Annotated in this window: 14 protein-coding genes; 8 read left to right on the plus strand and 6 right to left on the minus strand. The window is 60.2% G+C overall.

Translation table 11 applies throughout. The annotated features are described in order from the left end of the window. Positions 1–11 precede the first annotated feature (11 nt). The 4 genes from ACR0FB_RS13970 to ACR0FB_RS13985 are packed head-to-tail and all read right to left on the minus strand — an operon-like array spanning position 12 to position 3,583. Positions 12–752, minus strand: coding sequence for a sulfotransferase-like domain-containing protein (locus tag ACR0FB_RS13970; protein ID WP_480621412.1), 741 nt, complete (start codon positions 750–752; stop codon positions 12–14). 2 nt (positions 753–754) lie between these two features. Continuing rightward, the gene (locus tag ACR0FB_RS13975; protein WP_480485899.1) at positions 755–1,591 is read right to left on the minus strand and encodes an aspartate racemase/maleate isomerase family protein; all 837 of its coding nucleotides are present in this window, start codon (positions 1,589–1,591) and stop codon (positions 755–757) included. A 19-nt stretch (positions 1,592–1,610) separates the two neighbouring features. Beyond that, positions 1,611–2,699 (minus strand): aromatic ring-hydroxylating oxygenase subunit alpha, encoded by a 1,089-nt coding sequence (locus ACR0FB_RS13980; protein WP_480621411.1) that lies wholly within the window; start codon positions 2,697–2,699, stop codon positions 1,611–1,613. Further along, the gene (locus ACR0FB_RS13985) at positions 2,696–3,583 is read right to left on the minus strand and encodes a MurR/RpiR family transcriptional regulator (RefSeq protein ID WP_209834748.1); all 888 of its coding nucleotides are present in this window, start codon (positions 3,581–3,583) and stop codon (positions 2,696–2,698) included. Before ACR0FB_RS13985 ends, ACR0FB_RS13980 begins: the two co-directional genes overlap by 4 nt. A 68-nt stretch (positions 3,584–3,651) precedes the next feature. Here ACR0FB_RS13985 and ACR0FB_RS13990 point away from each other — a divergent pair, with 68 nt between their 5' ends. The 7 genes from ACR0FB_RS13990 to ACR0FB_RS14020 are packed head-to-tail and all read left to right on the plus strand — an operon-like array spanning position 3,652 to position 11,537. Continuing rightward, positions 3,652–6,105 carry an FAD-dependent oxidoreductase gene (locus tag ACR0FB_RS13990; RefSeq protein ID WP_480621410.1) on the plus strand — a complete coding sequence of 818 codons (2,454 nt, stop codon included), beginning with the start codon at positions 3,652–3,654 and terminating at the stop codon, positions 6,103–6,105. Further along, positions 6,105–7,187 carry an alcohol dehydrogenase family protein gene (locus ACR0FB_RS13995; RefSeq protein ID WP_480621409.1) on the plus strand — a complete coding sequence of 361 codons (1,083 nt, stop codon included), beginning with the start codon at positions 6,105–6,107 and terminating at the stop codon, positions 7,185–7,187. The genes ACR0FB_RS13990 and ACR0FB_RS13995 overlap by 1 nt, the downstream gene beginning before the upstream one ends. Further along, positions 7,184–7,762, plus strand: a complete 579-nt coding sequence (locus ACR0FB_RS14000; RefSeq protein ID WP_480621408.1) for a dimethylsulfonioproprionate lyase family protein — start codon at positions 7,184–7,186, stop codon at positions 7,760–7,762. The genes ACR0FB_RS13995 and ACR0FB_RS14000 overlap by 4 nt, the downstream gene beginning before the upstream one ends. Then, positions 7,759–8,061, plus strand: coding sequence for a hypothetical protein (locus tag ACR0FB_RS14005; RefSeq protein ID WP_480621407.1), 303 nt, complete (start codon positions 7,759–7,761; stop codon positions 8,059–8,061). Before ACR0FB_RS14000 ends, ACR0FB_RS14005 begins: the two co-directional genes overlap by 4 nt. Continuing rightward, the gene (locus ACR0FB_RS14010) at positions 8,058–9,164 is read left to right on the plus strand and encodes a mandelate racemase/muconate lactonizing enzyme family protein (RefSeq protein WP_171724325.1); all 1,107 of its coding nucleotides are present in this window, start codon (positions 8,058–8,060) and stop codon (positions 9,162–9,164) included. Before ACR0FB_RS14005 ends, ACR0FB_RS14010 begins: the two co-directional genes overlap by 4 nt. Beyond that, positions 9,161–10,264, plus strand: a complete 1,104-nt coding sequence (locus ACR0FB_RS14015) for a mandelate racemase/muconate lactonizing enzyme family protein (RefSeq protein ID WP_480621406.1) — start codon at positions 9,161–9,163, stop codon at positions 10,262–10,264. Before ACR0FB_RS14010 ends, ACR0FB_RS14015 begins: the two co-directional genes overlap by 4 nt. A 1-nt stretch (position 10,265) precedes the next feature. After that, the gene (locus ACR0FB_RS14020) at positions 10,266–11,537 is read left to right on the plus strand and encodes an aspartate aminotransferase family protein (RefSeq protein WP_480621405.1); all 1,272 of its coding nucleotides are present in this window, start codon (positions 10,266–10,268) and stop codon (positions 11,535–11,537) included. A 238-nt stretch (positions 11,538–11,775) separates the two neighbouring features. On the opposite strand, the gene hemC is transcribed toward ACR0FB_RS14020, so the two are convergent. Next, the gene (gene hemC, locus ACR0FB_RS14025) at positions 11,776–12,741 is read right to left on the minus strand and encodes a hydroxymethylbilane synthase (RefSeq protein ID WP_171635112.1); all 966 of its coding nucleotides are present in this window, start codon (positions 12,739–12,741) and stop codon (positions 11,776–11,778) included. A gap of 106 nt (positions 12,742–12,847) precedes the next feature. On the opposite strand from hemC, the gene hemE reads away from it, so the two are divergent. After that, positions 12,848–13,882, plus strand: a complete 1,035-nt coding sequence (gene hemE / locus ACR0FB_RS14030) for a uroporphyrinogen decarboxylase (RefSeq protein ID WP_171635110.1) — start codon at positions 12,848–12,850, stop codon at positions 13,880–13,882. Between the two features lie 80 nt (positions 13,883–13,962). On the opposite strand, the gene ACR0FB_RS14035 is transcribed toward hemE, so the two are convergent. Further along, positions 13,963–15,057: a CaiB/BaiF CoA transferase family protein gene (locus tag ACR0FB_RS14035; RefSeq protein WP_480621404.1), complete on the minus strand. Its 1,095-nt coding sequence runs from the start codon at positions 15,055–15,057 to the stop codon at positions 13,963–13,965. Between the last annotated feature and the right edge of the window lie 31 nt (positions 15,058–15,088).

Below are 15,088 nucleotides of genomic sequence, written 5' to 3' on the forward strand. Positions count from 1 at the left end.
TCTCCGGTGTGTCAGTGTGTCAGGCGGTGTTTGTAAAGGTGATCGTAATGCGGTTTCATCCTGCGGTGCACCTGTTTCACACGGTCTGGCGCGTCCGCGATGTCGATATGCGTGCGTGTCTGCGGCGCAAGCCCGGTCGATTTCGCCAGGTTGCCATGGAACGACCCGCCGTCCCACCAGCTGAGGGCGGACGGATCACCGCCCGGTTCCCATGTCAGCGCCTCCTGAATGAATGGGATTCCCACCGCGTCACAGAAGGCCTGGGTCATGCCATGTGGGTCTTCCAGCAGGTCATCGCTGTCAATGACTGGCGGCGGAGTTCCGTTCAACGCCGTCAACAGATCGAACAGCGCGCGCTGTTCGGGAAAGCCAACCTCGCCTTCGGCAAAGTCCGGCCATTGTTTGTACATCGAAGTAATGGTCTTGGCCGGGTCCCGGATCAGGAAGGCGTGGGTGAAATGCGACAGAAACTCGGCATCCCACATGTGGTTGATGTAATGCGGAAAATCCTTGAGAAAGACCGGCCCCCGTTTCGCCCGCTGCTGAATGTCCAGCCACACGCTGTCCAGTGTCAGGCCCGGTGTTGTCACATCACCCGGTTGGAACCGATGCCAAAGCGGGTCTTCACCCTGATACCACGCCTCGCCAAAAGGCTCGTGCAGGCAGTCGAGATCACCGCGTTGCCGCATCATCCACTCGAACGCGGTTGACGTGGATCTGGGCACGGCCCAGAGCGCGAGGATTTTGTGCATGGTTATGGCCTCTCGAACAACTCAAGACGTTTCAGCAATTTCCCGTGCGGTTTGTCGGGTGCGATACCGAGGGATTTGAAGATGCGCCAGTAAAGCGCGATGTCGTGGCCGATCACCGGTTTGCCCAGCGTGTCTTCAAGCGTATCGGCCAGATGCAGCGGGCGCTGGGGCAAGCCACCGGGACCGGTGCGGAAATTGCACATGCCATTGATCAGGATCGCTTCGGCCCGAGGTGCCTTGTCGGCCACATATTCAAAGCTTTTCAGTGCCAGATCGCCGTCAAAGACCCAGCGACAGGAATTGACGTCTTCCTGACTGTCGAACCAGCCCTGATCGTGGAAATTCCCGGCCCAGACCACATCAAACCCGGCTTCTTTCAAGAAGCCGACCGTGCCCTGCCACCATTCCGGCCAATGATAGGCGGCGTTCAGGGCAACCTTTTCGACATTCAGGTCACGCAATGCCTCGACCATGGCATATCCCGCCATGTGAAAGCGGGTGCCATATTTGTCTGACAGGCCTTCGCAGTGTTGCCGAACGCCTTCCACGCCCAGCCCGCAGGCATGGACCCAATTTGAACCGACCTGACCGCAGACATCCACACCGTTGCGAGACATACAGTGCACGAAGTCTTCGAGCATGCCAAAGTTCTGTCTCCGCTGATCCAACCCGTGCACGTAGTCTGGCACATGCAGCATCCACCCGTGAACGCCCACCGTTTCGGGGCACATGCGCAGGAAATCCGAGGGCGCGGCGTCAAAATCGAACGGCGGGCAGGTGAACCCGACCTGATGGGGGAACAGTTTGTGTTCCGGGCGCCAGACTTCAGGCATCAGCATCAGCGTGCTACCTCGGCCACTAATCCACAGCCTCGCGCATCCATTGCTGAAGCCGCGCGATGGAATGTTCCGACATCACCCCGCAGCCCGGATCCAGAACAAGCGGTCCGGGGCGATAGCCCCGCGACTTGAGCCCGCGATGAACGGATTCCACAAGGCGGATGTCTTCCTCGACCGTCGTTTCGCGGTCTTGGACCGCCAGTTGCCGGATAACCGCACTGTCCGAGCCTCCCTCGGTGTACCAGCCGCGCCAGACGGTGCAGTGATCGGCATCAACCGCGCGCCAGTGATAGGTGTTCAGCACGTTGCCGGGATAACACTGAAACGAGAACATCGGCCACAGGAACCACGATTGGTAATCGCCCGCGTGCGGTACCGACAGGTCGATGGGATAGGTCATCTTGTCGAGGCTCTGGCATTCCGTTGTGTGACGCAGGACGTAGCCGCCGCCCGCGTCCGGCTGAATGTCATAGGTTTCGGGCTTGACCACACCTTCGGCAAAGGTCGGGTGGTTGGTCGGGCAATGGTAGCATTCCGAGTAGTTCTCGACACTGACCTTCCAGTTGCAGTTTTCGGGGATCTCGACCCATTCCAGCGGTTCCAGATCGTCGATATGCGGGACGAATGCGCGGATTTCCTCGCGCACACCGGGGTACCATTCATCCATTGGCGCGGCGTTGTCGTCGAGGTTGACGAAAATGAAACCGTTGAACAATTCGGTGCGCACCGAGGTCAGGCAAATAGCGCTGCGGTCGAACCCGGGGACGGATTTGATGTTGGGTCCGGCGCGCAAGTGACCGGACAGCTCATAAGTCCAGGCGTGGTAAGGGCAGACGACGACACGCGTGTTGCCCGCGCCGGTGACCATTTCATGCGCGCGGTGCTGGCAGACGTTATAGAAGGTGCGGATTTCGCCGTCGCGGCCGCGAATGCAGAACAGGTTCTGGCCGGCGATCTCAAACGCAAAGTAATCCCCCGTTTCCCGGACCTGCGCGACATGGCCCGCAAACTGCCACGTTCGGGCCAGAAGCCCCTGCATTTCCTGCTCGAAAATCGCAGGGTCGGTATAGTATCGCGCGTCCAGTGAGTGGGTCAGGGGTGCGTTCATTCGGGCTCCTCCGCGTAGAGGCCAAGTTGGTGTCTGCGTTGGTGAAACCGTTCCACCCGCTCGACGATCTCATCGCTGGACACTGCGATCACGAAGGACAGCAGCGTTTCCAGCAAGGCAATCGTCGAAACGGATGACGGAAAGAACTGCGGCGTGTCGGCGGCGACGACAAAGCCGTGGTGGGCGTTCAGGATCACCGGGCTTGCCGGGCTGTCGGAAATACCGATGACGGTCAGACCCTGTTGCCGAGCCAGCTTGATCGCCTCGATGACTTCGGTGCGATAGGGGTGGCAGGTGATCGCGATCAGTACGTCCTGCTCATCGGCCCAGGCCAGATCATCGACCGGGTTCGAGCCGGGGCGGGGAATGGCGTGAAACTGCTTCATCCCGGTCGACGCAAGATAGGTGAAATTGCGCGCGTTCGCGTTGTTGACGCCAACGCCCAGCGTGAAGATCTGGCGGCAGTTCCAGATAACCTCGGCGGCGGCCTTCAGGGTCGCAGCGTCGATTCCGGCAAAGGTTTCTTCGATATTGCGGATCGCCGCGCCCACCATATCGGCATAAAGCCCACCCAGTTCCCCTGACTTGCCAATGTCCTGCAACCAACGCGCGCGGTCTGGAAACGACACGTTGCCCCGTCGAATCGATTCGCGGAAGGGGGCCCGGAAATCTTCGTACCCTTCGAAGCCCACCTGCCGGGCCATGCGCACGAAAGTATTGGGTTTCACCTTGGCCGCCTCGGCAATCTCGCGCACGGTTGAAACCCCAACATCCGTTGGGTTTTCCAGAACGTAACGCGCGGCTTTCTGCGCCTCGGGGGTAAGCGCGTCCCACTCCTGGCTCAGGCGGTCCAGAACGGTTGATGATACATTTGTGTCATTCATGATTGACGATGGTACATTTGTGGAATTAGCCTGTCGAGCAGAAACGCGACTCGGGAAGAGGAAAAATCATGTCCGGGAACGAACTGCCGTCACACGCCCGTGTGGTCATTGTCGGAGGCGGCGTGATGGGGGTCGGTCTGGCCTATCATCTGGCGCATGAAGGCTGGGGCGCTGATACCGTCCTGCTGGAGAAGGCCGAGCTGACCAGCGGCAGCACTTGGCATGCAGCGGGGCAGATCACGCATTCGACGTCCAGCTTTGGACTGGGCAAATGCGTGGATTACAATATTGGCCTGTACTCTGGTCAGTTGGAGGCCGAAACCGGCCAGCCCGTCACATGGCATGGCTGCGGTTCGTTCCGTCTGGCCTATACCGAGGATGAGATGGACTGGCTGCGCCACACCCTGTCGGTTGGTCGGTCGCTGGGTTTCAATATTGAGCTTGTTGGTCCCGAAAAGGTGGCCGAACTGCACCCGTTCTACAACCTCGAAGGTGTTTTAGGCGCGTTGCACACACCGGATGACGGACATGTCGATCCAACCAACGTGACCATGGCGATGGCGACCGGTGCGCGTCAGAAAGGCCTACGTATCTTCCGCAACTGCCGCGCGACCAACATCACGCAGGCCGAGAATGGCGAGTGGGCGGTTGAGACCGAGCAGGGCACCATCACCTGCGAGCATGTGGTGAACGCAGGCGGCACTTATGCCCGTCAGATGGGCGAATGGTCGGGGCTGCAATTGCCGATGACCTCGATGACGCACCATTACTTCGTGACCGAGCCGGTGCCTGAATTCCAGAACCTGGACACCGAACTGCCGGTGATCCGTGATGACCGCAAGGTCTCGGGCTATATCCGGATGGAGCAGCAGCGCGGTCTGATCGGGATTTACGAAAAAGAGAACCCGAACTCGGTCTGGCATGATCACTGCCCGTGGGAATACGAAAACTGGTTGTTCGACGCGGATTACGACCGGGTGATGCCGTGGCTTGAGGAAAGCCTGAACCGGATGCCGATCTTTGCCGAACTCGGTATTCAGCGCGACGTGCACGGGGCGATCTCGCACCCGCCGGATGGCAATCCGCTGATCGGACCAGCGCCGGGGGTTCGGAACTATTGGTGCTGTTGCGGGACCCAGATCGGCATCGGCTGGGGGCCGGGTCTGACCCGCGAACTGGCGCGGTGGATGGTGCATGGTGCCGCCGATATCTCGATGCGCGAATTCGATCCGCGCCGGTTCGGCAGCTATGCGACCAAGGATTGGCAGGTGATCAAGGCCGAAGAAGACTACTGCCTGCGCCATGAAATCCCCTTTCCACATTTCAACCGTCTGGCCGGGCGACCGATCAAGCCGTCGCCGCTGCATGAGCTGCTGAAATCCAAGGGCGCGGTGCATGAAGAAGTGTATGGTTTCGAACGCCCCCGCTGGTTTGCCCGCGATGGGGTGGAACAGCGCGACCATTATTCCTTCCGCCGCACACCTGCCGACGACATGGTCGCGGCCGAGGTCAAAGCCGTTCGTGAAAGCGTCGGCATCATGGACGTCACCGCTTTCACCAAGGTCGAGGTTTCGGGGCCGGGGGCTTATACCTTGCTTGACCGGCTGACCGCAAACCGGATGCCGCAGAAGGTCGGCTCGATCACGCTGACCCATATGCTGAACCGTCGCGGCCGTATCGAATTGGAGACCACGATTGTCCGCATGGCCGACGACCGCTTCTATCTGGTTTGTGCGGCCTTCTTCGAACAGCGCCTGCTGGATCATCTGGCGCAGCAGCGCGCGGAAGAGGATGTGCAGATCACCGCGCTGTCCGCGGACTGGTCGGCCCTGTCGCTGAACGGTCCTCGATCGCGGGATGTGCTGGCGCGCTGTACCGATGCCGATCTGACCAATGCCGGGTTCCGCTGGCTTTCCGCGCAGGAAATCACCATCGCCGGTCACAAGGTCTGGGCCTTCCGCATGTCCTATGCCGGAGAGCTGGGCTGGGAAGTGCACATGCCCAACGCTGCCTGCCTCGACGTCTACAACGCGCTTTGGGCGGCAGGTGAGGCGTATGGCATCACCGACTACGGCAGCTTTGCCATGAACGTGATGCGAATGGAGAAGGGCTTCAAAGGCGCGGGCGAGTTGACCAACGAGGTCACTCTGGCCGAGGCCGACGTGCAGCGTTTTGCGCGCACCGACAAGGATTATCTGGGCAAGGACAAGACGCTCAACACCGATCTGCCCTGGATCTGTGCCTATCTTTCAATTGAACCGGATGGAGAGATTGATGGGCATGGCGGAGAGGCGGTGCTGCTGGACGGGCGCGTCGTCGGGTCCACGGCGTCGGTCGCGTATGGCCACACCGTCGGCAAGATTCTGGCCTTTGCATACCTCAAGCCCGAAGCGGCCAAGGCCGGGACACAGCTGGAGGTCGTGATCCATGGCCAACCCCGTACCGCCCGTGTTCTGGACAAACCTGCCTACGACCCCGACAGTTTGCTGCCCCGCAGTGACGCCATACTGGAGACCGCTTGATGAGCCTGCCCGATACGATGAGAGCCATGGTCACAATGGGCCATGGTGGTCTGGAACAGATGGTAATGCAGGAAGACTGGCCGCGCCCAGAACCCGCGGCCGGTGAAGTTCTGATCAGGGTCGCAGCCTGCGGCCTGAACAATACCGACGTGAATACGAGGTCCGGCTGGTATTCCAAGACCGTAACGGATGCGACCACCGGTGGCGCATTCGAGGAAGTCGGTGAAGAAGACCCGACATGGGGCGGCAACCCGATTACCTTCCCGCGCATTCAGGGCGCAGATGTCTGCGGCCGTATCGTTGCCGTTGGCGAGGGCGTGGACAGCGCTCGTATAGGCGAGCGTGTCATCACGGATGGCTGGCTGCGAGATCCGGCTGATCCCGGCAACATGAACAAGACAGGGTACTTCGGTTCGGAACGCGATGGCGGGTTCGCCGAATATACCACGACTCTGGCGGTCAATGCGGTGCCGATCACTTCGGATCTGTCGGATGCCGAACTGGCCACATTCTCCTGTTCCTATTCTACCGCTGAAGGGATGCTGTCCCGTGCCAACGTGACGGAAAAAGACACCGTTCTTGTACCCGGTGCCTCTGGCGGGGTGGGTGGTGCTTTGGTTCAATTGGCCAAACGCCGTGGCGCGCGTGTGATTGCGATGGCATCCGAATCCAAACACGCCGACGTGGCCGATCTTGGCTCAGATGTGATATTGCCCCGCACACCTGAAGATCTGCGGTCGGCGCTGGGCGACGAGAAGATCACCGTGGTCGCCGATGTGGTAGGTGGCCCTTACTGGCCGAACCTGATCGACGTACTGGAGCGCGGCGGGCGCTACACCTGTTCGGGGGCCATTGCAGGTCCGATGGTCGAACTTGACCTGCGGACGTTCTATCTGCGCGATCTGACCTTCACCGGTTCGACCGTGATCGGACCCGAGGTCATGAAGAACCTCGTGACATATATTGAAGCCGGTGAAATCAAGCCGGCTCTGGCCGCAACCTATCCTTTGGAGGAGTTGCGGGACGCGCAAGCGGCGTTCATCGCCAAACAGCATACCGGCAACATCGTGGTGGTACCATGACGTTGGATGATGTTCTCGAGGCGGCCCGCCAATTGCATCAGGCGCATCGTGACCTTGCCGCGTTTGCATCATGGCCGGACGATCTGACACCGACGGGTTTGCAGCCTGCTCACATTCCGGCGACCGATCTGGTGGGCGATTTTGGCCTTGATGGCGTGGCGCCAACCCGTGATCTGGTCGCGGCGATCAAGGCCAGCGCGCATCTGGCGCAATGGAAACACACATATACCGAAGAGGAAGTCGGTGCGGATTTCCTGAATCGGTACGGGTATTACGAACTGTTCGGACCGACCGGGCATTTCCACTCGACCCAATTGCGCGGCTACGTTGGATATTGGGGCGCTGGTCTGGACTATGACTGGCACAGCCATCAGGCGGAAGAGCTGTATCTGACCCTTGCGGGCGGAGCAGTTTTTCGCAGCTACGAGGATGAAACCTTCGTCGGCCCGCACCAGACACGACAGCACAAAAGCTGGCAAAGCCACGCCATGACAACGATGGACCAACCGATCCTGACCTTTGTCCTGTGGCGAGGCGAAGGGATGGGCGACCTGCCCAGAATGGACGCCGCATGAAAATCACCCGCATCCGAATTTACCAGACCGGGCTTCCCTATGTCGGCGGCACCTATGCCTGGGGTGCGGGAAACGCGATTGAAACGGCCATCGCATCGGTTGTCGCCCATTTTGCGGCGTCGACCCCGCCTGAATACCTGCAGAACACCACGGATCTGATGAACTACAACACGCGATCTACGGGCGTCGGAGGTCCTGTCGTTAAAGACGGAAAGTTTTGTGCAACCAATACGCCGGGATTGGGTGTAACCCCCGATTTTGAAAGCCTCGGCGCACCCGTGGCGGAGTATGCTCTATGAAGATTGAAACGATTACCGTTTTTCAGGTCGATTTGCCGCTCGAGCATCCCTATTGGCTTTCCGGGGGGCGCCTGAAGTTCGAAACGCTTGATGCGACGCTGGTCAGGCTCGAAACCGATACCGGTCTGGTTGGCTGGGGCGAGGGCACGCCCTGGGGGCACACCTATGTACCCGCGCACGGGCCGGGCATCCGGGCCGGGATCGAAACGATGGCCCCCTTCATCCTGGGCCTTGATCCGCGGCGCGTGCTGGACGTGGAACGGGCCATGGATCTAGCCTTGCCCGGACATCTCTATGCTAAAAGCCCCATAGACATGGCCTGCTGGGATATTACCGGTCAGGCGGCGGGCTTGCCGATTGCCGATCTGATGGGCGGCGGATCGCGTACACCGCGCCCGATTGCGTCCTCGGTCGGGGCAAAAACCGTCGAGGAAACACGCGAGGTCATGGAGCGATATCGCGAGCGCGGCTATATCGCGCATTCGGTGAAGATCGGCGGTGACGTCGAGCGGGACATTGCGCGTGTGCGGGATGTGGAAAGCATCCGGCAGCCCGGAGAGATTGTTCTGTATGATGTCAACCGTGGCTGGACGCGCCAGCAGGCCTTGCGGGTGATGAGCACCTGCGAAGACCTGAACGTGATGTTCGAGCAACCCTGTGAAACACTGAATGATATCGCGGCGATCTCAAGGCTTCATGCGTCCCCTGTGTCTGTGGACGAGTCCCTTGTGACCTTGCAGGATGCCGTCCGGATTGCCCACGATGGTCTGGCCCAGATATTCGGGATCAAGCTGAATCGCGTGGGTGGTCTGACCAAGGCCGCGCGGATGCGCGATATCGCGCTGGCCCATGGGATAGACATGTTCGTGATGGCCACCGGAGGAACGGTTCTGGCCGATACCGAAGCGCTGCATCTGGCCGCCACGATCCCGGATGACCATTGCCACGCGGTTTGGGCCTGTCAGGACATGATCACGGTTGATGTTGCAGGTGGTCGAGGGCCCCGCAACGTCGATGGCCATCTGCATCTGCCCGAAGCGCCGGGGCTGGGCGTGCATCCGGACGAAGCTGCATTGGGTGATCCAGTAGGAGAATATGCTTGAGAATTGACAAGATAACACTCTGGTCCGTCGATCTGACCAGCCATGAAACCTATCACATGGCCGGCGGCAAGACCTGCGCGACCGTGACGTCTCTTATCCTGCGCCTTGAGACGGATACAGGTCTGACAGGTTGGGGTGAGGTCTGCCCGATCCCGCATTATCTGCCCGCCTTTGCAAATGGAGTACCGGGGGCAATCGCTGAAATGGGACCCGAGATTCTCGGGATTTCGCCAATTGGGGTCGACGCACCGATGCGAAAGCTGGACGGATTTCTGCAAGGCCACAGCTACGCGAAATCGATCGTCGACATTGCACTGTGGGATCTGTTCGGCCGCGCGGCGGGGGTGCCGGTTTACGCGTTGCTGGGCGGGCGGACGCGGGCAGATATGCCACTTTATCATTCGATCACATGTATCGCGCCGGACGAAATGGCGCGCATCGCCAAGGCAGCCTTTCAGACGGGCATTCGGCAATTCCAGGTCAAGCTGGGTGTCGAGGGTGATTGGCAAGCCGATACCGAGCGGCTGATCAAAGTGCGCGAAGCCGTGGGAACCGGACCGCTTGTGTATGGCGACTGGAACTGCGGCGCATCGCGCCTTCAGGCAACGCGAACCGGGCGCGCGGTGGCGCATCTGGATGTGATGCTGGAACAGCCCTGCAAAACACTGGAAGACTGCGCCGCTGTTCGTCAGTCGACGGGTCTGCCAATGAAGATCGACGAAAGCGCCTTTGATCTTGCATCGCTGATGCGGGCGCATGAGTTGGGTTGCATGGACGCGGTGGCGCTGAAACTGTCGAAATTCGGCGGTCTTTCGGCAATGCGCCGTGCACGCGATCTGACCGTGCAGCTGGGTGCCGAGATTTGTGCAGAATGCACCTGGGGATCGGATATCGTAACGGCGGCCTCGCTGCATTTTGCGGCTTCGACCCCGCATGGATCGCTGATGAACACTTGCGACTTGTCCTCTTACGTTGCTCCGCGCCTGTGCCCCGACGCACCAAACCGTGAAAACGGCCGGATTGCACCGCCCGAAGGCCCGGGTTTAGGTGTGACACCTGACCTCGAAATCCTTGGCGCCCCGATTTTGGAGATTGATTGAGATGCTGAAGATCCAGACACAGTCCGAGTGGATAGCACGCGCAAAAGAGGTTCTGCCAGCTGGCGGTTTCGGCAACTTCGATCCGGGCATCATCATCGCCCGTGGCGAGGGCAGCCATGTCTGGGACGAGGACGGGAACGAATATATCGACTATTTGATCGGGTCCGGCCCGATGCTGCTGGGCCATGGTCACCCCGAGGTGATGGAAGCGGTGCTGGAGCAACTGCCCAAAGGAATGACCTTCTTTGCCAACAACAGCAAGGGCATAGAACTGGCCGAGGCCATAATCGAAGCCGTCCCCTGTTGCGGGCAGGTGCGTTTCGTGGCCTCTGGTGGCGAAGCTGACATGTACGCCATGCGGCTGGCGCGTGCCTATACCGGGCGCGACAAGATCCTCAAGTTCGAAGGGGGGTATCACGGCATGAGCGCCGAGGCGCAGATGAGCCTGGCCCCCAGCCGCCGGGTCAATTTCCCGCAGGCCGTTCCCGACAGTGCCGGTATCCCCCAAAGCGTGGCCGAGCAGATGCTGATCGCGCCATTCAATGATCTTGACGCGGTGGCGGCGCTGCTGGACGAACATGACGATGTCGCTGCGATCATGGTCGAACCCTTGCAGCGGATCATCCCGCCCGAGCCGGGGTTTTTGCAGGGCTTGCGGACCTTGTGCGACAAATTTGGTGTGCTGCTGATTTTTGATGAGATCGTCACCGGGTTCCGTCTGGCTTATGGCGGCGCACAAGAGCGATATGGCGTGACCCCGGATATCTGTACGCTTGGCAAGATCACCGGTGGTGGTTTCCCTCTGGCGGCATTGGGTGCCAGCACCGAGATCATGAAGCATTTCGACAAATCGAAGGTCGGAGAACAGGGCTGGCTTATGCAGTTGGGCACTTTGTCCGGCAACCCCGTCGCCTCAGCGGCGGGGCTGAAGACGATGGAGGTTTTGCGGCGCGACGGCACCTATGAAAACCTGCGCTCGATTGGGAGGCAGTTGCAGCAGATGCAATCGGACGCTTTGAATGAGGCGGGCATCGCCCATCGCATCTGCGGTGACGAGACCTTGTTCGACATTTATTTCACCAAGGCCGAATGTCGGGACTATCGCAGCGCAAACCATGATGATCCGCAACGCAACGCCACGTACAATGCAACGTTGCGGGCGCATGGGGTCTTCAAGGCTCCGGGCAAACTGTACCCGTCTCTGGCGGTTACCGAAGCGGATCTGGAACAGACCAGAGAGGCCGTACGTCACGCCGTTGAAGCGATTTCCTGAACGCGGGTCTGGCACAACGCAATCCGGCACAACGTAAACGGGTCGCCGTTGAACTCAACAGCGACCCGCTACCTTTGGAAGCCGGGGGTCAGCCTCGCCCCCTCGAATACTGATTAAAACACCGGCAATCTGAAAACTTTTCGATACTTTCGAGACTGACCCGACTTCCTCTTCGGTATGTCACATTAATGCCTGATCGCGCCGCCTTCTACAGTGATCAAGTTCACACTAGGAAAACTTATTGCGAATTTTTCCAATCGAATAGATCACGTCCCGCCTGTTCAAGCAGTTCAGCCGCCATCGCGCGGGCCATCTCAGGCCCATCCTCGACGGGGCCGGTCATATCCCTGCTGGCGGTTTCCGTTCCGTCCGGGCGCAGCACTTCGCCTCGCAGCCTGAGTTTGTCGCCGTCCAGTTCGGCAAGACCGGCGATCGGGGTTTCGCAGGACCCGTCCAGCGCGGCCAGCAATGTGCGTTCTGCCGCCAGGCGCCATCCCGTTTCGGTGTGATGAATCGCGTCCAGCATTTCGGCTGCGCGCATGTCGTCGCAGCGCCGTTCGATGCCGATGGTGCCCTGCGCGATCGCTGGCAGCATGTCGTCAGGGGAAATGGCGCTGGCCGGAACCTCTTCCATTCCCAAACGGCGAATGCCTGCCATTGCCAGAAACGTGCAATCGGCAACCCCGTCTTCAAGCTTTTTCAGCCGTGTCTGCACGTTTCCGCGAAACTCGACCACTTTCAGATCCGGCCTCCGATTCAGCAGCTGCGCCCGCCGCCGCAAAGACGAGGTGCCCACAACGGCGCCTTCGGGCAGATCGTGGATCGAGCCCAATCGCGGAGATATGAAGGCGTCGCGCACATCCTCGCGCGGCAGGAACGTATCCAGGACCAGCCCTTCGGGTTGTTCAACGGGCATGTCCTTTGTTGAATGCACGGCGATGTCGATCTCGGCGCGCAGCATCGCCTCTTCGATTTCCTTGGTGAACAGGCCCTTGTTGCCGATTTCCTTCAGCGGTCGATCCGCGTCGATCATGGCGCGATTGTCACCGGTCGTCTTGATCACTACGATTTCGAACGCATCCTGTGGCAGATCAAAGGCATCGCTCAGGCGTTGGCGCGTTTCATAGGCCTGAGCCAGAGCCAGCGGCGAGCCACGGGTGCCGATTCTGAGGGGCGATGCGGGGGTGGGCAGGGTCAAAGTCATGTGCACAGCTTTAGTCGCGTCACATTGCCCTGACAATGGGGGCTGAGCTTGACAAATTGCCGCCGAAGGACGACCCGTTGCCAAAACCTGAATGCTGGGGACAAACATGGCCGAGACAAAGAAGCTGCTGCGGGCGCTGGCGGGCGAAGTACAGGATGTGCCGCCGATCTGGATGATGCGTCAGGCGGGTCGGTATTTGCCGGAATACCGGGCCACACGTGCTCAGGCCGGGGATTTCCTGTCACTGTGCTACAATCCTGAATTGGCAGCAGAAGTTACCTTGCAGCCAATTCGGCGATATGGGTTCGATGCGGCGATCCTGTTTGCCGACATCCTTCTTGTGCCACAGGCGCTGGGGGCTGACCTTTGGTTCGTGACAGGTGAAGGGCCGCGTTTATCCACCATCACGCAGCAGGCCGAGTTTGATGCGTTGAAGCCTGTTGACGCGATTCACGAGACACTGTCACCGGTTTACGAGACGGTGCGCATTCTTTCGCGGGAATTGCCGTCGGAAACCACCTTGATCGGATTTGCAGGTGCGCCGTGGACTGTGGCCACCTACATGATTGCAGGGCGCGGCACGCCGGATCAGGGTCCCGCGCATGCGTTGCGCGAAGGTGATACCGCTTTGTTCGAGGCGCTATTGGACCGCATCACCGCGGCAACGATTGAATATCTGTCCGCTCAGATCGACGCCGGAGCCGAGGTGGTCAAGATATTTGACAGTTGGGCGGGGTCTTTGACGGGCGAAGCTTTCCGCAAATACGCGGTGGAGCCGTGCCGGGTGATTACGCAGGCCATCAAGGAACGTCATCCTGGCATCCCCGTGATTGGATTTCCGCGGGAAGCAGGCGACGGGTATGTCAGGTTTGCAAGGTCGACCGGCGTGGATTGCGTGGCGCTGGACAATTCCGTGTCGCCCGAATGGGCGGCTAAGAACGTGCAGATTGATGGCTGTGTGCAAGGCAATCTGGCATCGTCGCACATGGTTACTGGCGGTCAGGCGCTGGTGGATGAGACTCGGCGCATCGTGCGCGCCTTTTCCAAGGGGCCGCATATTTTCAACCTCGGCCATGGGATCACTCCGGATGCCGACCCGGACAACGTTCAGCTGATGATCGACACGGTGCGCGGCGGGTAGAACGCATGGGAGGGGGCCAGCCCCCTCTTGGCCGCTGGCCAATTCACCCCCGGGATATTTCTGGCCAGATGAAGAGTGTGTCAGGTGCTTTCTGGGGCTTGGAGTTCATTCAGGATCTCGGTTGTGTGTTGGCCGCGGGCCGGGCTGGGCTTTGGTTGCCACTGGTGTGTGGAGAAGCGTGGGGCGGCGGTGGCCTGTAGGGTGCCGTCTGTCTGGCGCCAGGATTGACGGGCTGCATTCATCGGATGGGCTGTGGCCTCGTCGGGGCTGAGTACCGGGGCGACGCAGGCATCTGACCCGTCGAACAATTTGGCCCAATGGTCGCGCGGCCTGGATGAGAAGATCTCGGCCAGGCGCCGGGTCAGGTCGGGCCAGAGCTTGCGGGTGTACTGTTGTTGGAACGCCGGGTCCCGGGCCAGGCCCAGGATTTCAAGAAATCGGGCGTAGAATTTTGGTTCGAGGCATTGGACCGAAACAAATCCGCCGTCCGCGCAGGTGTAGGTTCGGCTCCAATGCGGGCCGTCCAACAGGCTTTGGCCGCGGGTTTCAGACAGGTTTCCGGTTTGGCGCATGGTCATCAGAAGGTTCATCATATGGGCCGAGCCGTCGTAGATGGCGGCGTCGACCACGGTGCCTTTCCCGGTTCTTTGCGCGTTGATCAAACCTGCCAGGATGCCCGCGACAAGGTACATGGCGCCTCCGCCGATATCGCCGACCAAGGTTGCAGGGGTTTGAGGCGGCTGATCCGGGAGAGAGGCGTACCAGAGCGCACCGGACAAGGCGATGTAATTCAGGTCATGTCCTGCCGTGTCGGCCAGCGGACCATCCTGCCCCCAGCCGGTCATGCGGCCATATATCAGTTTTGGGTTGCGGGTCAGGCAAAGATCCGGGCCAAGACCCAGCTTCTCCATCACGCCGGGGCGAAAGCCTTCGATCAGCGCATCTGCCGTGTCAATCAGGCGACGGGCGGTCGCCAGATCTTCGGGATCCTTCAGATCAAGCGCAATCGATCGTTTGCCGCGGTCCAGAAGCGAGCGGTCGGGCATGCCCGGTGTTACTGCCTGGCCTTTGCGGTGGATCGTGATGACGTCGGCGCCCAGATCAGCTAGCTGCATGGCGGCAAACGGGCCGGGGCCCAGCCCTTCGATTTCGACTATGCGTATTCCATTCAGCATCGGCGCCCTCCGTTGTGGCAGAGTTTGCGGG

The sequence above is a fragment of the Ruegeria sp. P10 genome (assembly GCF_056534925.1).